Raw genomic sequence first — 19,984 nt, forward strand, 5'->3', positions numbered from 1 at the left:
CGCTGCGCGAAAGGGAGGGGGCAAAAGCGGCGTGCACGGGGGGCTGACAGGTCACGTGCTTCGCTCCCTCCCTTGCGCAACGCGCAGGGGAGGGCCGGGGAGGGGTAGAGCTTCATCGCCTTCGTTCCGGCTTTGCGCAGCACATCACGCCCGCTTCGCAAACAAGCCTTCACTCCTCAACACACACAGGTTTACAGTGGCCGCTGATCTAGGGGAGGCACCATGGATCCACAGACCGATGGTTCAAATAATCTGCAGCAGCAGCTGACGCAACTGCGTGCAGCCTGGCAGCAGCACAAGCCAGACTACGCGCAGCGCCGCGACGATCTGCGCCGCCTGCGCGCCGCGTTCAAGGCGCGCATTCCGGAGATGACCGAGGCGATTGCCGCTGACTTCGGCCATCGCTCCAGACACGAATCGGTGATCGCCGACGGCATGACCGTCACCGGCGAAATCGACCATCTGCTTTCGCACCTGCGCGGCTGGATGAAGCCGGAGCGGATTGGTGTCGGTTGGCGCTTCTGGCCGGCGCGGGCGCAGGTGCGACCGGTGCCGGTGGGCGTGGTCGGGGTGATCTCGCCATGGAACTACCCGGTCAATCTTGCGTTGGTGCCATTGGCGACCGCGATTGCTGCTGGCAACCACGTCATGCTCAAACCGTCCGAGCACACGCCGAACAGTTCGGCCTTCCTGCAGTCCTTGTTGACCGAGGTATTCCCCGCCGATCGGGTAGCGGTGCTGCAGGGTGATGCCAGTGTGGCCTCGGCATTCTCGGGCCTGCCGTTCGACCATCTGGTATTCACCGGTTCCACCGCGATTGGCCGCAAGGTAATGGCGGCCGCTGCGCAGCATCTGACCCCGCTGACGCTGGAGCTTGGCGGTAAATCACCAGCGCTGGTGGCAGCGGATTATCCGTTGGGAGGTGCAGCCGCACGCTTGGCCACCGGCAAGTGGTTCAACGCCGGGCAGACCTGCATCGCGCCGGATTATGTGTTGATCGACGAAGCACGGGTTGATGCCTTGGTTGCCGCGCTGCGTGCGCAGGTGCGGCTGCGTTACGGCGACTTCAGTGATGCTGCCGATTACAGCCGCATCATCAACGAGGCGCAGTATCAACGCTTGCAGGGCTATGTGGATGACGCGCGCGCGCGTGGCCTGCAGGTATTGCCGCTGGCCGATATCGATGCCGAGCGTTCGCGGCGCGAGCGTTTGTTCCCACCGACCCTGATCCTGCAGCCGGGCGATGACGCGACGGTGATGCAGGACGAGATCTTCGGGCCTATCCTGCCAATCCGCAGCTACCGCTCATTGGACGAGGCCATCGCCACCATCAATGGTCGCGATCGGCCGCTGGCCTTGTATCCCTTCAGCCATGACAAGGCCACGGTGGAGAAGATCGTTGGCCAGACCATTGCCGGTGGTGTCACCGTCAACGACACCTTGCTGCACTTCGCGATCAACGGCCTGCCGTTTGGCGGTGTTGGGGCAAGCGGCATGGGTGCGTACCACGGCAAGGCCGGCTTCGATGCGATGAGCAAGCGTCTGCCGGTGCTGTGGCAGACCCGCCGGGCCGGCAGTGATCTGCTGCGGCCGCCGTACACACGGGTCGCGCGTTTCATCGAGATGATTTCGCGCTGAGGGAGAAAAGCCGCAACCAGGCACAGGGGGCCGGCTGCGGTGACCCCGGCACGAGGGAGAGGGAGCCGGGTGTCGAAAAACTTTTGAAAGCTGCAAAAAGCATGCGATCTGAAAGCCCCTCTCCCTCTGGGAGAGGGGCTGGGGTGAGGGTAAGGGGCGAAGCCTCTTGTGGGCTGATATTGCCAGGCTTCGCACTTACCCTCATCCGGCCTTCGGCCACCTTCTCCCGGTGGGAGAAGGGAGTGGTCAGGCACTGCTTTGGCTATCAGCCGCCCAACTCATCCGCAATCCGCTGCCGCAGTGTCTGCAGATCCTTGGCAAACGCCTCAATACCAGTAGCCAGCTTCTCGGTCGCCATCGGATCAGCCGCCATATCCGCATCGAACGTCGCCTCATCAATCGCAGCGACGTTCACCGCTTCAGCAGCACCAGCCACCAGCTTGCGCGGCAGCTCGCCGAAGTCAGCATCCAGCTTTTCCAGCAGGTCCGGCGAGATGGTCAGACGATCACAGCCTGCCAGCGCTTCAATCTGCGCGGTCGAGCGGAACGAGGCGCCCATCACTACCGTGCTGGAACCGCGACGCTTGAACTCGGCAAACACGCCGCGCACGAACACCACGCCCGGGTCTTCATCAATGCTGGCCGGGGTCTGGCCGTTGGCCACGTACCAATCCAGGATGCGGCCGACGAACGGCGAAATCAGGAAGGAGGCGGCTTCCGAGCAGGCCAGGGCCTGGGTCGGATTGAAGATCAGGGTCAGGTTGCAGTCGATGCCTTCGGCCTGCAGTACGCGTGCGGCCTGCACGCCGGCCCAGGTGGCGGCGATCTTGATCAGCACCTTGCTGCGCGGCACGCCGGCCGCTTCGTACATGGCGATGAACTCGCGCGCCTTGGCAATCGTGGCCTCGGTGTTGTGCGCCTGGTCGGCATCCACTTCGGTGGAAACGCGGCCCGGCACAAGTTCGGCGAGCATCGTGCCGACGCCGACGGTCAAACGATCGACCACGGCATTGGCAACGGCCTGCTTGTCGCCGGATTGGGCGCGGCCCCACTGCAGCTCGCGCTCAATCAGGCCGGCGTAGACCGGCAGGTCGAGGGCTTTCTTCACCAGCGTCGGGTTGGTGGTGCAGTCGACCGGACGCAGGCGCTTGATGGCGTCGTAGTCACCGGTGTCGGCGACGACGACGGACAGTTCGCGCAGCTGCGCGAGCTTGGATGCAGTGCTCATGATGTGCTCCGGATCAGGCGGGGGTGTCGCCAGCATCGACGGCGGCGATGACTGCGGTGGTGTCCTGGTCGAAGGTCGGCGCGGCGAATGGCTGCGGGCCGGGGGTGCGACCAAACACGATGGGACGGGTGATGCCGCGGTAGCTGCCCAGCAAGGGATGCTGCAGCGTGGTGATCATCTCTTCGGCCAGCACCTGCGGGTGCTCGAACATGTCCTCGACCTTGCGCGCAGCGGCGCACGGTACTTCTTCGCCGAACAGCGCTTCCCACTCCAGCGCGCTGCGTGCAGCCAGCGCTGCATGCAGCTTTGCCAGCAATTCGTCGGAATGCTCGGCGCGCTTGCGCACGGTGTCGTAACGCGGCTCGCTGCCCATTGCCGGCAGGCCGATCTTGTCGCACAGCGCTTGCCAGAAACGCGGCGTATTGGCCGAGATGTAGAGATGGCCCTGCGCGGTCGGATGGATGCCGGTGACACCGCCCGAGCGCATGTCGCGGCCCACGCCTTCCGGCTCGCCTTCGGCCCAGATCATCCGTGCCGACTGCATGGTCAGCGCACTGCGCAGCAGCGACACGCCGACGTACTGGCCTTCGCCGCTGCGTTCACGTTCGAACAATGCCGAGGACACACCCGCCGCAACCAGCGCGGCTGCGTAGTAGTCGACCACCGAGCCGTACAGGATTTCCGGCGCGCCGCCGGGCTTGCCCTGCATCGCGCACATGCCGGTCATGGTCTGCAGCACCTGGTCGTAGCCGGCCTTGTCCTTGAGCGGACCGTCCTCGCCGTAACCGGTGACCGCGCAGTACACCAGGCGCGGGTTGATCTTGTTCAGGCTGTCGAAATCGATGCCCAGTCGGGCCGGAACGCTGGGACGGAAGTTGTGCACCAGTACGTCGGCCTCGCGCACCAGGCGCATCAGTACCGCACGCTGGTCGGCTTCCTTCAGGTCCAGCACCACGCCGCGCTTGGAGCGGTTCACACCGAGGAAGGCGCGGCTCTCGGCCTCCAGCGTGGACGGGTACTTGCGCAGGTTGTCGCCAACCGGCGGTTCCACCTTGATCACTTCCGCGCCTTGGTCGGCCAGCAGGGTGCAACCGTACGGCCCGGCGATATAGGCGCTCAGGTCCAGCACGCGCACGCCGCTGAGCGGGCCACGGGCACCATCGCGCTGGGCGATGTCGAACGGAGATGGGTTGTTGCTTGCTGACATTGGCTGCACTCGAATCCTTGATTGCAGTTTCCTCCCGGTGGATGGGAAGAAACATATCGTGCGGGTATTTTCAGCGAGGACAAAAAGCAGGTATCGCGGTGTCATCGCCTTCAAAACCACCGCTGCCTTCACAGTTTTTGGTGAGAGGCAGCGGTGACAGGCTTAGTGCGGGGCCAGCGACAGCCAGCTCAGGCGCCAGACGTCGTGTTCGCGGCCACCGCAGCGGTAGTAAGGCTCGAACACCAGTGGCGCGCGGCTCTGCAGCTGCATCGTCACCGTCGCGCCTTCACCCTCGTCCTGGCCAACCTGCAGCCAGCGCGAAGGATCACCTTCCGGCAATTTCACGGTTTCATCGGTCTTGAAGCCGTCGATCAGTGTGGTCGCATAGACCAGCGGGCCATAACTCAAGCCGACGTATTCCCAGCGCAGCACTTCCTGCGCCACCGGCGAACCATCCGGTGCACGCGATTCCTGCACGTTGATGTTGGCCGCACGGTGCAGCTGCGGCTGCATCGGCAGCTGCACGCTGACCAGATCGCCGGCCTGCCACTGGCGTTGCAGCTGCACGTAACCATCCGCGCCAAGCTGTACCGGCACGTTGATGCCATTGACCTGGATGCGGGCGTCCTCGGCCCAGGCCGGGATGCGCAGGCCGATGCCGAAGCTGGCGCTGTGCTCGGGCGTGACCCGCAGGTTGATATCGCCATTGAACGGATAGCGGGTCTGCTGCTGCAGCACCACCTTGCCAGCGTCTGCATGATTGAGCGTGGCTTCGCCGGCGCCGTACAGGTTCACCCGCAGGCCGCCGTCGGCAGCGACGCCATAGGCAATCTGCGGCAGCTCTTCCACCGCCATCGCGCCGGACGACTTGCAGCAGCGCCAGTACGTCGTATGCACGCGCTTGCCGTTGGGGAAGGTGTAGTAACACCAGTCCTCACCGTTCGGTGCCATCGCCGCCAGCAGGTCGTTGTAGGCAGTGCGTTCCAGCTCATCGGCGTAACGCGCGTGGCCGCTGATGGCCAGCAGCTCGCGGTTGAGCTGCATCCACGCCAGCACCGAGCAGGTTTCCACATAGGCCTGCGGGAAGAACGTGCGCGGTGCATTGAACACTTCGCGCGAGCGATGCGCCACGCCGCCCCACGGACCGCCGCCCAGGGTGAGGTGCTGCTCGCGGATGTTGTTCCACAGATTGTCGATGGCCAGCTTGTAGTCGGCCTTGCCGGTGGCCTTGTACAGCTTGGCCAGACCAACAAGATTCCACGACAGCTGATAAGCCTTGCCGGTGGCGATGAAGGCGGCGTCTTCGTTGGCGATGCCCTTGTCGAGCAGGGCCAGGCGCGGGTTGGCATTGGCCTGCTGCAGGATCTTCTCGGCCAGCGCGAGATAGCGCGGCTCGCCGGTGACCAGGTACAGGTCGGCGGCTGGGTCCAGCAGCACCGTCGCCGACATGCCGTGGTGGTTGCCCAGGGTGGTGATGTCGATGCCCGATTCCAGTGCCTGCCAGCACAGGTCGGCAATGCGCCGCGCGGCCTGCAGATAGCTGTCATCGCCCAGTGCGCGCCAGGTCTCAAGGAAACCGAGGATCAGGTAGCTGTGGGTCCAGATGTCCCAGGTGCGCAGCGCCGGTTCGCCGTTCCAGCTTTCCGGCTTGGGTGGCTGCGGCACGGTGAAGCGGCGGTCGGCGGCATAGTTGCCGAGATAGCCGTCATCATCCTGCTGGCTGATCAGCCAATCGGCGACGCGGCGCAGATTGGCTTCCAGTTCTGGCTGGCCGCCCTGCGCAACCGCACGCGCGGTTGCCGACAGCCACTTGCCGGCGTGTTCGCCGTACCAGTCGCCTTCCTGGTTCTGCTGCTTGTGCGCCTGACCGAAGATGCTGATCGAGGGGCTGGCTTCATCGACGATGAAGTGGCTGAGGCGGCCGCTGCGGTTGGCTGCCAGCATCTGCCCGAACACACCGTCCAGCTTTACGCCTGCAGGTGCGATCAGCTGCTGGCCGATGGTGATGGCCGCACTCATGCCGCGTCCACCACGCAACGGAAGCCGAGCATGCCACTGCGGTCCTTGGCCGGTGCCATCAGCAGGTACTTGCCATGCTGGTCCAGGCGATAGGCCTGCGGGAAGTACCAATGCGAGGTCTGCGGCTGGTAGCTGGAGCCACCGCGCAGGATCGCCGCGCGGGTGTGCTCGTCGCTGAATTCATCGGTCCACTGCCATACATTGCCGACCAGGTCTTCGACGCCGAACGGACTGGCGCCCTGCGGATGCGCATCGACATCGGCCGGGGCAAGCACGCGACGGCCATGGTTGACCCGCGGCACGCGGCTGTCGTCCCAGTCGTTGCCCCATGGGTAGGTGCGGCCATCGTTGCCCTGGGCGGCGTACTGCCATTCCCATTCGTGCGGAAGGCGCTTGCCAGCCCAGGCGGCATAGGCGCGCGCATCTTCAATCGACACCCAGATCACCGGCTTGTTCTCCCAACCGGCGCGTGGCGCGCCATCCACCCAGTGGGCGAGGAAGTTGATGTCGTCGGCCGGCTGGTACGCGGTGGCATCGATGAAGGCCTTGAACTGCGCATTGGTGACCGGGTAGCGGTCGATGTGGAATGCCGCCATCTGCATGTGTTTGCGGTGGTGGCGGCGCGGGCAGTCTTCCCACGGGAACTGCACGTCCTGACCGGCCCAGTTGAAGCCTTCGATCTCGATGCCACCGACGGCGAATACGAACTCGCCGGCCGGAATGCTGACCATGCCCTGCGGTGCGCTCGCTTGGGCGCGCGTGGCCGGGATTTCCTGCAACTGCTGCGGGATGGCGGACCACGCAGCGGAATAGCTGTTGAGGGATCGCTCGGCGCGCTTGGCAGCGTCGGCGAGGAATGCCTCCAGGCCTTCTACCGCGGTGCCTGGCTGCACGCTCAGCACCGCACCAAAGCCGCGTGCCTCCATCGGCAGGTCGATGACCGCCAAGCCGTCACGCACAGCTGGCGTCAGCGCCACGCCGTGCCAGACATCGTAGTAGCGGGTGCCGTCCACATGCGGCAGGCCAATCTGCTCGCCGTTGACAGCGTATTCGTTGCGGTTGATGAAGGTGTGCAGGCTGAGCCCATCGACCGGGAACTTGCTGGCGAAGATGCCACCCTGGTAACAGACCTGGTACGGCTCCCAGTCCATTGAAACGATCAGGGCCGGGAACTGGCGGTAGATTGCCGCCATGCGGCGCAGGGTTTCACCATCGCGTGCGGTGAACTGGTTCCAGATGCCCCAGATGTTCTCCCAGGCGTTGTAACCGATGCCGTTGAAGAAGCAGTACTGCAGGTCGTGGTTGCGGTTGCGGCCCCAGCGGTTCTCGTAGTTGACCATGTGGCGCGGCTCCAGCCACTTCCACTTGGACACCGGTGGCACCGGGCCATCGGGCGCCTTCTTGCCCCAGCTCTGCACGTTCCAGATCAGCTGCTCTTCGGAGCTGATGGTGGATTCGGGCTGCACCACCACCGGATTGCCCAAGGCATCGCAGGCGTCGAAGAACGCGCGCGGCACGCCGTTGAAGGTGTCGCCATTGATGCCGTCAGCGCCGGTGGCCTTGATGATCTCGGCCATGCCGTCCCAATGGCTGATGCCGGGATCGCGGGTGCCGTGATCCCACGGCTTGGCCGGCAGGAACACGCGCACGCCGCGCGCCTGGAATGCCTTCACCGCGGCGGTCAAACCTTCCAGGCCGCCCGGCAGGGTATGGGCCAGATCGAACTGGTTGCGGTCGTCGATGCCGATGTTCGGGTAGATGTACCAGATCAGCACCGAGTCCAAGCCGCCGAAGCGCTCGATCAGATCGTCCAGATATCTATCAACGGTGTACTGCGCGGTTTCAACGTCGAAGAAATAGCGGTCCTCAACCATCATCTGCGCGTGCACGAAGTTGCGCTGCGCCCACTGCAGTTCCGGGCGGCGGTAGTTCACGTCGGTGTAGCCGATGCGCACCAGGTGCTCCTGGCGCCAGTCCTTCAGCTCGGTCAACCAATCGGCGGCGCTGGCATTGGCATCGATCATCCAGCTGCCGATGTCGGCGAACGGCCACGCCGGCGCCTTGCCCGGGGTGGGCAGGTAGCGGCCGGTGGTAACGTGCGAGAACTTGTATTCGGTATGGATCGCCTCACGCCCGTAGTCGGGGGATTCGTTGTCGTAATCGGGCGCGGGATAGGGCGAGGTCATGGCATGCATCCAACAAAAAGCGGGGAGGGTGTAACGGTTACAGCGCGCACCACGCCGCCAGGGCGGCATGGGCTTGGGTATCCGGCAGACGGCTGCTGTCGGCCAGCAAGGCCAGTACGTCGGCATGTTCGGGAATGCTGGTTTGCGCACCCAGCCGCGTGCAGGCCAATGCCGAGGCGGCACTGGCAGCGAGCAGGGCGTGTTGCAGTGGCTTGCCGCGCGCCAGCAGTGCGATCAGCGTGCCGCAGAAGGTGTCACCTGCTGCGGTGGTATCAACCGGCGAAATCGAGAACGCAGGCTGCAGCAGGATCTCGCCATCGAGGCGGGCCAGGCAGCCGCGCGCGCCAAGGGTGACGATCACGCACGGCACGTCCAGGCGCGCCAAGCCACTGGCCAGCTCAGGTGGATTGCCGGCAACCACATCAAGCTCGCCTTCATTGACGATCAACATATCCAGCTGTGCCAGCAGTTCGGCCGGCAATACCTGCGCAGGTGCTGCGTTCAGCGCGACTTTGACGCCGGCAGCGCGGGCGCCACGAGCGTAGGCCAGCACGGTTGCCAACGGTGATTCCAGCTGCAGCAACAGCCACTGCACGCCGTCCAGCGGCGGCAGGTGCGCGGGCAGCAAGGCCATGTTGGCGCCGGGTGCAACGGTTATCGCGTTCTCGGCATCGTCGGACAGGCAGATGAAGGCGGTGCCGGTCGGCAATTGCGCATCACGTACTGCATGCAACACCACACCGGCATCGGACAAGGATGCTTCGATGGGCTTGGCGAAGTCATCCGCGCCCAGCGCCAGCAGCATCTGTGTCGCAGCGCCTCCGGCACGCGCACAGGCAACGGCCTGGTTTGCACCCTTGCCACCGGGGAAGGTGCGGAATTCCCGGCCGAGCACGGTTTCACCCGGTGCCGGTACATGTGCCGCACGCACGACAAAATCAAGATTGGCCGAGCCGGCAACGAGAACGGTGGAGGTCATGGAATGGCCTGGTAAACGAGGTTGTAGAACGGTGTTGCCAATGGCGGCAGGCGCTTGTCGCCTTCCGGCAGGTATTGCAGCAGCACGATGGCGATCATTTTTTCGCTGCGATCCACAGTGAAATAGGTGGACGCCGCGCCGGACCAGCCGAACTGGCCAACGCTGCCCAGGCGGCCGCGCACGGCAGGGTCGGTAACGACATAGCCGCCCAGGCCGAAACCTTCGCCTTCGCTGAAGCCATGGATGGCTGGGCTGAAGCCGCCAAGCTGGTCGGCCATCATCAGATCCACGGTCTTGCGCGAAAGCAGGCGCACCCCGTCGGCTTCGCCATTGCCCAGCAGCATGTGGGCGAATTTCAGGTAGTCCGCTGCTGTGGAGTACAGGCCGCCGGCACCGCTGTCGTAGCCCTTCAAGCGGACGCCGGGGCTGCGCGCGCTGAGCGTGTCGGCGATATGCAGCGAGCCATCGGCGGCGTTGGTCGGCAGGTCCACCACGCGTGAGCGCTGGCTCAAGGCGACTTCAAAGCCGGTGTCGGCCATGCCCAGTGGTTGGAAGATGCGCTGTGCCAGGAATTGCGCGAACGGTTGTCCGCTGACCACTTCAACCACCCGCGCCAGCAATTCGGTATTGCTGCCTTCATAGTGGAAATGAGTGCCGGGAGCGTCAGCCAACGGCAGCGTGGCCAGGCGTGCAGCCACGTCTTCCAGCGAGGTGGCACTGTCCACGTCGGCGCGGTCCAACAGCGCACTGGCAACACGGTGTCCATCCGAATCCGCAGCAAAACCGCTGGTATGGGTCAGCAGGTGGCGGAGGGTGATTGCGCGCGGCGCGGGCGCCAGCTGCGGGTGGCCGCTATCGCCGCCGGTCACGATCTGGCGGTCGGCGAAGGCCGGGATGAAGCGCGCCAAAGGATCATCCAGCGCCAGTTTGCCTTCTTCCAGCAGCATCAGGATGGCGACCGAAGTGACCGGCTTGGTCATCGAATAGATGCGGAAGATATTGTCCTCACGCATCGGCCGGGTGCGCCCGATATCGGCATGCCCCCAATGGCCGTGGAAGGTGTTGCGGCCATCGATCTCGATCAGCGCCACTGCGCCGGGATAGCCGTCTTTGTTGGTCGCCTGGGCGAGGAAGCTGTCCAGGCGTTGCCAGCGCTTGTCCGTTGCAGCGTGGGCGCTGCCGATGCCGGCCAGCCAGGCGGCGGTGCCCAGCAACAGGCCATGCGCGATGTGCTTGCGGGCGTTGCGGGTCGTTTGGCGGAACATGGGCAAGCCTCCGTTTTCAGAATCGTATGCCGCAAGGTTGTAGGAGCGGCGTGAGCCGCGAAGCAAACAACGGCGCCGACAACGAAATATCTGCAATTGCAAGACTGGCTGGAGCAGCCTTTTCTTCAGTTCCGCGGCTTACGCCGCTCCTACAGAGGACCTGCAGGCATCTAAGCAAACGGCGCCACAGTTTCCTGTGACGCCGTCTGTCACGCGTGGATCAGAACTTGAACGTGTGGGTCAGCGACACCATCCGGCCACGGCCGGAGAAGTAGTTCTGCCAGCCCGGCAGCTGCGACCAGGTCAGCACGTACTGCTTGTCGAACAGGTTCTCGACGCCCAGTGCCAGCTGGCCGTAACGGCCGATGTCGTAGTTCACGCTCAGGTCCCACAGCGCGTAGCCATAGGTGTTCTCTTCGTTCTTGTAGACCGCGTTGGTGGCCGGATTGACGAAGGTCTCACGCAGGTCGCGGCTGAAGGTCTTGCTGACACCCAGGGTTGCGTTGAGGGTATCGGTCGGGGTCCAGGTCACCGAGGCATTCACCTTGTCCGGCGAGATGTCGAGGATGCCCATTTCCTTCTTCAGGCCCGAACCCGGGTAGTACTGGGTCTGGCCACGGATGCGCGAGTACAGGAAGCTCGCCTTCCACTGCTCGTTGAAGGTCCAGGCGCTGTTCAACTCGAAGCCTTCGATCTCGACCGGTGCGCGGGTCAGGATGAAGTCGTCGGTGGCCTTGTCGATGGTCAGGGTGGAGCCGAAGTCCGAGGTCGAGCGGTACACGGATGCACCGATCTGGCCCTGGGCACCACGCCAGTTGAAGCCGATTTCCTTGTTCTCGGTGATCAGCGGCTGCAGGTCAGCGATGCAGGACACGGCCTTGCACGGGCTGCTGGCCTGGATGTTGCGCAGCGGGATGCCGACGTTGGCGATGCCGAAACTTTCGGAGTACGAAGCGAACACCGACCACTGGTCGGTGATGCGCCAGATCGCACCGAAGTTGGGCATGTTGGCCTTGTAATCCATCTTGCCGCCCTGCACCGGGGTGTGGTCGCGGAAGGCCACGGTGGTGTAGCTGTCGATTTCCAGCTGGCCGTCTTCGCGACGGATGCCGGCATCCAGCGTCACCGGACCGATGTCCCAGCTCAGCTGCGCGTACGGCGCGATGCTGGTGTACTTCATCGGCGGCACCCACAGGCGGTTGGTCAGCGCCAGGCGCTGTTCAGCGGTGTCTTCGACCAGGTCCAGGCCGGCACGCAGGCGCAGGCCTTCCACCTTGAACAGCTCGCCATAGGCGTAGCCGAAACGCAGACCCTTCTTCTCGCTGTTGATTTCCGACTGGTCCCAGATGCGCAGGGCATCATCGGTCGGGGCCGGCTTGGTCAGCTGGCGGTCGTCGCCGTTTTCCGGCACGTAACGCATGGCCTGCTCGGCCCAGTACGCATCCACGCTCAAGTCGCCGCCGAAGAAATCGGCATTGGTGTACTTCACCGCGAACTGTTCGAAATCGTTGAACTCGGCCAGCGAACCGGCAATCGAGCCCTTTTCAGCGGTATTGGTGGTCGGCTTGGTGCAGCCGAGATCACCGGCACGGCAGCCTTCGACCGGAATGTAGTTGTGCTTGCCGCCGATGTGGAAGTTGCTGTAGCTGGCCTGGATGCGCTGCATCTGGCCTTCGCCGAAGTTGTAGCCACCCTTCATGAACAGGTTCTTGCTGTACGAGTCGGACAGCGAGCCGGAGGTGTTCAGGCCAACGCGGCGGCCGTCGCCGTCGTAGGCGATGCCACGGTCGATGTAGGCGCCGCTGATCAGGTAGTCGACCGCGTCGCCCTTGAAGGCGTGGGTGACGCCGATCTTGGACTGCGCGCTGTCGTCCTTGAACTGGCTGCTGTAACGAGTGGTGACGGTGGTTTCGTGGCCAGCCACGTCCGGGTTCTTGGACAGGTAGTTGATCACGCCACCGGCGCCGCCAATGCCTTCAGCGGCGGACGGGCCGTTGATGACCTCGATGCGGCCGATCACGCCCATGTCGGTGAAGGTGCCGTTGCGGCTGCCTTCGCGCAGCGGCGAGCCCTGTGGCACGCCGTCGAACAGGCGCAGCGCGACGCGACCGCGCAGGGTCTCACCGGAGTTGCTCATCGCCTGCGAGGATTCGGAATAGCCCGGCACCATGCGTGCGAGCACGGCGGTGGCGTCTTCGGTCAGGTTCAAGGTGCGCTGCACCTGCTCCGGGCTGATCAGGGTGACAGCACCGGGAACCTTGTCGATGGCAACCGGGGTGCGGGTACCGGTGACGATCACCTGGTCCAGCGTGGTTGCGGCGTCTTGTGCAAAGGCCGGGCTCATCGCGCTGGCGAGCAGCACGGCGCTGATGGCGGCCGAAAGTGGCTTGATCATGTTGTTCTCTCCCCCAGGTTTGAATGTGTGACGGAACCGGCCTGGGAGCCGACAACGCCAGAAAGCGGCGGGGACTATCGCCCCTTTGATCCTGCCGTTTGTTGTTTTCGGTCCCCGACCATGCAGGCACCGGGCGCAACTCCGACGTTGGGCGAAGCCTAGGCGGGCCCTTGGTGCGATAGAAGCGCACCTGTGTATGTTCAAAGCCTAGGGTTTGTTGCGATTGGGTGACGGCGCCTGCGCCCGCCGGGAAACCCGGTAGTGCCGAGCCATGCTCGGCAGGGGCTTTACCAGCAAACCCACCGGGTAGTGCCGAGCCATGCTCGGCAAGAGGCTCTACCGGTAACGCTCCAGCCGAGCATGGCTCGGCACTACAGGGGCTCTACGGGTAGTGCTCCTGCCGAGCATGGCTCGGCACTACAGGAACCCTGCTCAATCCGTCGGCTGCAACAACGCCGTACGCGCCTCCTCCAACAACACATTGACCTGGCGCAGGCGCACCGACGAGCGCGACCAGACCATGCCGATCCGGCGCGGCTCGCTGGGCTCGGGCAGGGGAATGCGCACCACCGAAATCCCTTCCGGCCACGGCTTGGCCCAATCCGGCACCAGCGACACGCCCAGGCCGCGATCGACCATCACCGCAATCGCGTTGAGCGCATTCAGCTCGAACCGTTCGCGCGGCACGATGCCGGCTTTGCGCAGGTATTCGTCGGCCTTGCGGCCACCCCATTCGTGGCGGTCGTAGCGGATCAGCGGCTCTTCGCGCAGCAACTGGTGCGGATCGGCACCGGCCATGCGCGCTGGTGCCAGCACCACCAGTGGCTCTTCGCGCAGCAATTGCCAGTCGCAGGTCTTGGGCAGCGAGAACGGTGCCTGCAGCACCATCGCCGCATCCAGGTCACCCGCTTCCACCGCGCCGTACAGGTCGGACGAGTAACCGGGTTTGATGAAGACGTTGATCTCGGGGAACTTGGCTACCATCCGCGCCAGGATGTCCGGTACCAGCCCGCCCAGCGCGGTAGGGCAGGCGCCTAGCCGCAGTTCGCCGGCCATGCCGCTTTCGTTGGCGACGCTGCGCAGATCGGCCACGCCACGCAGCAGGTCGCGCGCGCGCTGCAGGATGCGCGCACCTTCCTCGGTGACGCTGACGGTGCGGCCGGCGCGGGCGATCAGCGGCGCGCCCAGCTCGCGTTCCAGCGTGCGGATCTGCTGGGCGACGGCGGCCGGGGTGATGTGCAGCATGCGCGCTGCCGCGGCCATGGAGCCACGGTCGACCACGGTGACAAAGGTATTGAGGAACTGGGTTTCCACGCGATTAGACCTCTCAGCTGCGCGCCAAACTACACCAGCGGGCGCGGCGGCGCGATGCGACCAATGTCCCGGCCCTTTGCCGGATCTGGCTTCACGCCGCCGCGGAGCAGGGCCGCGGCGGGGTGCAGGCCAGTCTTCACACCGCGTCCTGCTTGTAGATGGTCAGGCCCTTCAGCGACCGGTTCGACGCTGGGAAGAACAGGCTGGCCACATAGCCGATCACGATGCACAGGAAGATCGAGATGGCCAGGTAGAAGTACGGATGCACCAGATTGAACCACCAGGCGATGAAGGTCAGCACGATGCTGGAAGCGACACCGATTGCCACGCCAGCTGAGTTGGCGCGGCGGGTGAACATGCCCAGCGTGTAGGCGCCGGCAAAACCACCGCCGAGCAGACCGGCCAGTTCGATCGACACGTCGAACAGCGAGTGGATGTCGTAGCGGCTCATCACCAGTGCAATGCCGATGGCGATAAGGCCGACCAGCACGCCGATCCATTCGGCGAAGCGCACGCTCTGTTTGGGCGTCGCGTCTTTTTTGAACTTCTCGTAGAAATCGACCGAAGCCAGCGTCGAGACACTATTGATGATGCTGGACAGTGTCGACATGGCTGCGGCGAATATGCCGGCGATGATCAGGCCGGTGACACCGGCCGGCAGCTCGGCGGCGATGAACAGCGGGAACGTCGCATCGATCGGCAGCAGCGGATTCATCCGCTCCGGGTTGTCACGGTAGTAGACCCACAGCGCGGTGCCGATGCCGTAGAAGATGAAGCCGCCCGGGATCATCATCGCCGCGAAGGTCCACACCGAGCGGCCGGCTTCCTTGTCGGACTTGGTGGACAGCACGCGCTGCATCAGCACCTGGTCCTTGGGGAAGGTCAGCACTACATCGAACAACACCAGGAAGATGAAGCCCCACACCGTTGCCTTGGTCAGGTCGAAGCTGAAATCGAAGAGCTGGGTCTTGTTCTCCGCAGCGGCTGCTGCAAGGAACTCCGGTACGCCACCGTTGATCTGATAGAGGATGAAGCCGATGGCGAAAATGGCGCCACCAAACATCACGAACACCTGCACGAAATCGGTCCAGATCACCGCCTTCATGCCGCCCATGGTTGTATAGATGATGGTGAAGATGCCCATCATCATGATGCTCCAGGCCACGTCCACACCGGTAATGGTGGAAATGGCCAGCGCCGGCAGGAACAGGATGACGCTCATCCGGCTACCGATCTGCATCACGATGCAAAGCGCACTGGCGAGCATGCGGATGGCAGGGTGGAAGCGGGTTTCCAGGTAGGAGAACACGCTCATCAGGTCCAGGCGGCGCAGCAACGGCACGATCCATATCGCGACGAACATCAGGCCGACTACTGCGATCAAGTTGTTGGTCAGATACTGCCAGTTGGTCTCGAACGCCTTGGCCGGGATGGCGATGAAGCTGATTGAGCTGGTGTTGGTTGCATACAGGCTGACACCGGCAGCCCAGAACGGGATGCTGCGGCCGCCAACGAAGAAGTCGGACGTATTGCCGTGCTTTTCCCGGAAGTAGAACCAGGCGCCGATGCCGAGCATGGCGGCCAGGTAAACCACGATCACCGCCCAATCCAACCAGCGCAGCAGGTGCTTGCTACCCTGTAGTTCGAACGCATGCAGACTGCCATCAGCATTCGCCCAGGCCAGGCCATTGCCCCAGCTGGCACTGGCCAGTGGTGCCTTGGCATCGGTATCGGCCAGATCAGCCCAGGCACTGGTGATGGTGTGGAAGGTGCGCGCGTGGCTGTTGCCGGCCGCGTCGGTGACCTGCATCAGCAAGTGCGCTTGGCCGAGTGCACGCAGTGAACCGGGTACCACGTCGCCACCAATGGCCGGCAGGCTGTGCCAGCCCTTGTCGGCGTTCCAGCGCAGCAATTGCTGCGCGCCGTTGTTGCCGACTACCGCGTACAGCGCGCCTTTCTGCGCCTGCAGTGCCGCCGCTGCAGCAGCGCCCGGCCAGATCGGCTGCGGCTGCCATTGCGCGGCATCGGCGGGTTTGCGGTACAGCTGGGTAACGCCGCTATCGTCGACACCGGCCACGAACAGTGCGCCATCCAAGGCGGCTGCGTGTGCGTTGCTCAACGGCGTCGGCAGTGCCAGCGACTGGCCCTTGCCGAGCGTTTCGCCCTTGAGTGTGAGCTGTTGCAGCTGATTGCTATGGCTGGCATCCGGGCCGCTCAGCACCCAGGTTTTGTCGCCGTTGCGGACGATGTCCTGCACTACCTCGTTGCTGATGCCGGTGGCTGCCGTCCACGCCTTGCCATTCTTGTCGAGCAACCAGGCCTTGTCGCCGGAGCGCGCCAGCAGGCGGCCATCGACATCCAGCAACTGCTGCACTGGCGCAGCGTTGGGCAGGACCGGCAGCGCGCCGGACTTCACTGCATTCAAACTCTCATCGGCAGCCGCCGTACCGGCCAGTGCCAGCAAGGTGGTGACGACAAGCAGGCGGAAGCCGAGCGAGAAGCGATGCGACAGCGCGGCGAGCGCAGTGGCCATGGGCGTGGGCATGGATGGAACCCCGGTAATGAACGGCGTAGCGGCGAACCGCCAGGTGGAAAGATCAGGCGCGCAGGGCGCCAGCGAGCAGGGCTTCGGCCCGGCGCAGGTAGGGCACATCGATCATGCGTCCCTCGAACAGGAACGCACCGCGGCCCAGATCGCTGGCCGCCTGCGCGGCGGCAACAATACGCCGTGCTTCGTCCAGTTCGGCCTCGGCCACGCTGAAAATCGTATTGGCCTGGCCCACCTGACGCGGATGGATGCAGCTCTTGCCGATATAGCCCAGCTGCTGCGCGAGCATGGCCTCGGTACGGAAGCCCTCGGCATCGGCCACATCCGGCCAGGCCCCGTCACAGGCGAACACGCCGGCTTCGGTGGTGGCCATTTTCACCGCGAACAGCACCGCATGCACATTGGCCGGCGTGCGGGCGATGCCATTGGGCGCGAACAGATCGCCCAGACCCAACTGCAGACCGGCCACGCGCGGATGCGCGCCAGCCAGCTCGGCGGCCAGGCGCAGGCCGCGCGGGGTTTCGATGTTCAGTAGCAGGCCGATCGGGCGGGTCACACCGTTGGCGGCCTCGGTCCGTTCCAGCGCCACGGCAACCTGGCGCACCTGCGCCGCCGATTCCACCTTGGGGATATTGAGCAGCCACAGGCCGGGCACCGCCATCGCGGCCAGGTCGGCGGCGAAGTGCGGGCTGTCGGTGGCGTTGGTACGGACGATCAGCAGCTTGTTGCTGGCAAGCACATCGGTGCGGGCGAGGAAGCTCGCGATGGCCGCGCGCGCCGCCTGTTTGCCGGCCTCGGGGACGGAATCCTCCAGATCGAAGGACAGGGCATCGGCCGCACTGGCCAAGGCCTTGTCGAACAGTTCCGGACGTGCGCCGGGCACAAACAGCTTGCTACGCATGGCTTCCCCTCACTTTGAGAGGCAGTCTGCGCGAATCGGAACGCTGAAAAAGTGTATTCCCCGACATTCACCCGATAGGTTTTGTTGTGGTTTGCGGGGTTTGGCGGGTGGGGTGACTCACGAAGCGCGGGAAACCATCGCCGTTCCCTCTCCCGCCTGCGGGGGAGGGTGGCCCGAAGGGGGCGGGTGGGGGGAGCTTTTGACTTTGCCTGAGCTGCCGGAACGCAAGCCGAAGCGACGGGAGGGCCAAACCCAAAGCCAAAGCCAAGGCCAAAGCCAAGGCCAAAGCCAAGGCCAAAGCCAAGGCCAAAGCCAAGGCCAAAGCCAAGGCCAAAGCCAAGGCCAAAGCCAAGGCCAAAGCCAAGGCCAAAGCCAAGGCACCCCTCCCCAACCCTCCCCTACGCCTTCGGCGCAAGGGAGGGAGCTGATTGCTGCCGCCTTCAGCTGAGAGGAGGGCCTTTGGCTCCAGCCCCGGCTAGAATCCCCTGCATGAAAATCGCTTCGTGGAACGTCAATTCGCTCAATGTCCGCCTGCCGCATCTGGAACAGTGGCTGGCCGACTTTGCCCCCGACGTGGTCGGCATCCAGGAAACCAAGCTGGAGGACCATAAGTTCCCCGATACGCGGCTGCTGGAACTGGGCTACCGCAACGTGTTCGCCGGGCAGAAGACCTATAACGGCGTGGCGCTGCTGTCGCGGCATCCGATCGAAGACGTGCAGATCGGCATTCCCGGCTTCGAGGACGAGCAGAAGCGGGTGATCGCCGGCACCGTCAACGGTGTGCGCATCATCAATCTGTATGTGGTCAACGGCCAGGACGTGGGCACCGACAAGTACGCCTACAAGCTGCGTTGGCTGGAAGCAGTGCACAGCTGGATCGCCGCCGAACTGCAGAAGCATCCGCAACTGGTGGTGATGGGTGATTTCAATATCGCTCCGGATGAGCGCGATGTGCCCGATGCAAGCGTGTGGAACGAAGACCACATCCTCACCTCCACCGCCGAGCGCGCCGGCCTGCAGAAGCTGCTGGATCTGGGCTTGCACGACGCCTTCCGTCTGCACAACGACGAAGCCGGCATTTTCAGCTGGTGGGATTACCGCGCAGCGGGTTTCCGCCGCAATCTCGGTCTGCGTATCGATCTGACCCTGGTCTCCGATGCGCTCAAGCCGCGCGCTGTCGCCTCCGGCATCGACCGCGAGCCGCGTACCTGGGAACGCCCCAGCGATCACGCTCCGGCTTGGGTGCAGCTGGCACAGGGCTGAAACAACAACGCCCGGCCGTTGCCAGCCGGGCCTTGGTCGAATCGGCGCCAGAACGGTTAACGCACGCTTTTGCGTGTGAACAGATTGACGATGGCCAGCAGTATCACCGCGCCCACCAGTGACAACAGGAACGAGCGGAAGGTGATCGCGCCGTTGATGCTGCCGCCGCTGAAGAAGAAGCCGGCAATCATGGCGCCGATGATGCCCACCACGATGTTCAGGATGATGCCCTGCTGCGCATCGCGGCGCATGATGATGCTGGCCAGCCAACCCACGACGCCACCAATAATCAACCAGATGATGATGCCCATGCGCGAACCTCCCTGCCGTGAAGCACCCCGAAAGGTGCGGTGGCGACAGTCAACGCGTAGTGGCGTTAAGACCATGTTTGTCCGGGCAGGAACCTGTTCAGCATGAGCTCGACGGGTAGCCATTGGCAGTTTGGTCCGGTTGACGTGTGGCTGCTGCCGCATACCGCCGGCACCCGCGGTGAGCCGCAGGCCCGCGAGTTGCTGGCCGGTGTTTTCGACACCACACCCGAGGCCTTGCCGCTGACCCGCGATGAGCGCAGCCGGCCGTGGCTGATAGCTGAACTGGCGCATTACGGCACCGGCTGGAGCCATAGCGGCGGCCACCTGCTGGTGGCGCTGGGCGAGGGCGCACGCCTGGGCGTGGACCTGGAACGGCAGCGGCCGCGCAGGCAGATGCGCGAGGTGATCCGCCGCTACTTCCACCCGGAGGAGATTGCCTGGCTGGATGCGCTGGATGACAGCGGTTGCGAGCAATGGTTCTTCCGTGTGTGGTGCGCCAAGGAGGCATTGTTGAAAGCCCACGGGCACGGGATTTCGTTCGGGCTGGAGAAGCTGCGCTTCGCGCCGGATGCGGCGGGGGCCTTGCAGCTGGTGTGGTGCGACCCGGGCCTGGGTGATGCGGCGCGCTGGCATCTATATGAGTGGCAGGCGACTGCGGATTTCCGCGCTGCGCTGGCCTGGTATCCACTGTAGCGATGTGCTCCCTCCCTTTGGCGAAGCCAAGGGGGTG

The 19,984-nt window shown here is 64.4% G+C and carries 14 protein-coding genes; 3 read left to right on the forward strand and 11 right to left on the reverse strand.

Going from position 1 to position 19,984, the window contains the following annotated elements:
• Positions 1 to 222 precede the first annotated feature (222 nt).
• Positions 223 to 1,638 (forward strand): coniferyl aldehyde dehydrogenase, encoded by a 1,416-nt coding sequence (locus tag ACVOLL_RS10065; protein WP_481512785.1) that lies wholly within the window; start codon positions 223 to 225, stop codon positions 1,636 to 1,638.
• A gap of 265 nt (positions 1,639 to 1,903) precedes the next feature.
• Here the strand turns inward: ACVOLL_RS10065 and ACVOLL_RS10070 are convergent, their stop codons facing one another.
• The 10 genes from ACVOLL_RS10070 to ACVOLL_RS10115 form a co-directional block, all read right to left on the reverse strand.
• Complete coding sequence (locus ACVOLL_RS10070) at positions 1,904 to 2,866, reverse strand: transaldolase (protein WP_481512786.1); 963 nt, start codon at positions 2,864 to 2,866, stop codon at positions 1,904 to 1,906.
• A gap of 13 nt (positions 2,867 to 2,879) precedes the next feature.
• Positions 2,880 to 4,073 carry a CaiB/BaiF CoA transferase family protein gene (locus ACVOLL_RS10075; RefSeq protein ID WP_481512787.1) on the reverse strand — a complete coding sequence of 398 codons (1,194 nt, stop codon included), beginning with the start codon at positions 4,071 to 4,073 and terminating at the stop codon, positions 2,880 to 2,882.
• A 162-nt stretch (positions 4,074 to 4,235) separates the two neighbouring features.
• Entirely contained in the window at positions 4,236 to 6,092 is a 1,857-nt protein-coding gene (locus tag ACVOLL_RS10080; RefSeq protein WP_481512788.1) for a glycoside hydrolase family 127 protein, read from the reverse strand.
• Positions 6,089 to 8,278: a formylglycine-generating enzyme family protein gene (locus ACVOLL_RS10085; RefSeq protein WP_481512789.1), complete on the reverse strand. Its 2,190-nt coding sequence runs from the start codon at positions 8,276 to 8,278 to the stop codon at positions 6,089 to 6,091. The genes ACVOLL_RS10080 and ACVOLL_RS10085 overlap by 4 nt, the downstream gene beginning before the upstream one ends.
• A 37-nt stretch (positions 8,279 to 8,315) precedes the next feature.
• Complete coding sequence (locus ACVOLL_RS10090) at positions 8,316 to 9,257, reverse strand: ribokinase (RefSeq protein ID WP_481512790.1); 942 nt, start codon at positions 9,255 to 9,257, stop codon at positions 8,316 to 8,318.
• Positions 9,254 to 10,522: a serine hydrolase domain-containing protein gene (locus ACVOLL_RS10095; RefSeq protein ID WP_481512791.1), complete on the reverse strand. Its 1,269-nt coding sequence runs from the start codon at positions 10,520 to 10,522 to the stop codon at positions 9,254 to 9,256. Before ACVOLL_RS10095 ends, ACVOLL_RS10090 begins: the two co-directional genes overlap by 4 nt.
• A 220-nt stretch (positions 10,523 to 10,742) precedes the next feature.
• Complete coding sequence (locus ACVOLL_RS10100) at positions 10,743 to 12,917, reverse strand: TonB-dependent receptor (RefSeq protein WP_481512792.1); 2,175 nt, start codon at positions 12,915 to 12,917, stop codon at positions 10,743 to 10,745.
• Positions 12,918 to 13,349: 432 nt separating this feature from the next.
• Positions 13,350 to 14,231, reverse strand: a complete 882-nt coding sequence (locus tag ACVOLL_RS10105) for a LysR family transcriptional regulator (RefSeq protein WP_481512793.1) — start codon at positions 14,229 to 14,231, stop codon at positions 13,350 to 13,352.
• Positions 14,232 to 14,367: 136 nt separating this feature from the next.
• The gene (locus tag ACVOLL_RS10110) at positions 14,368 to 16,776 is read right to left on the reverse strand and encodes a sodium:solute symporter family protein (protein ID WP_481512794.1); all 2,409 of its coding nucleotides are present in this window, start codon (positions 16,774 to 16,776) and stop codon (positions 14,368 to 14,370) included.
• Between the two features lie 52 nt (positions 16,777 to 16,828).
• Positions 16,829 to 17,680 (reverse strand): HpcH/HpaI aldolase/citrate lyase family protein, encoded by an 852-nt coding sequence (locus ACVOLL_RS10115; protein ID WP_481512795.1) that lies wholly within the window; start codon positions 17,678 to 17,680, stop codon positions 16,829 to 16,831.
• 489 nt (positions 17,681 to 18,169) lie between these two features.
• Here ACVOLL_RS10115 and xth point away from each other — a divergent pair, with 489 nt between their 5' ends.
• Positions 18,170 to 18,943 (forward strand): exodeoxyribonuclease III, encoded by a 774-nt coding sequence (gene xth, locus ACVOLL_RS10120; RefSeq protein WP_481512796.1) that lies wholly within the window; start codon positions 18,170 to 18,172, stop codon positions 18,941 to 18,943.
• A 56-nt stretch (positions 18,944 to 18,999) separates the two neighbouring features.
• Here the strand turns inward: xth and ACVOLL_RS10125 are convergent, their stop codons facing one another.
• Positions 19,000 to 19,254: a GlsB/YeaQ/YmgE family stress response membrane protein gene (locus tag ACVOLL_RS10125; RefSeq protein ID WP_481512797.1), complete on the reverse strand. Its 255-nt coding sequence runs from the start codon at positions 19,252 to 19,254 to the stop codon at positions 19,000 to 19,002.
• A 102-nt stretch (positions 19,255 to 19,356) separates the two neighbouring features.
• Between ACVOLL_RS10125 and ACVOLL_RS10130 the strand changes: the two genes are divergently transcribed.
• Positions 19,357 to 19,947, forward strand: coding sequence for a 4'-phosphopantetheinyl transferase family protein (locus ACVOLL_RS10130; protein WP_481512798.1), 591 nt, complete (start codon positions 19,357 to 19,359; stop codon positions 19,945 to 19,947).
• Positions 19,948 to 19,984: the final 37 nt, after the last annotated feature.

The sequence above is a fragment of the Stenotrophomonas sp. STEN035 genome (assembly GCF_056759935.1).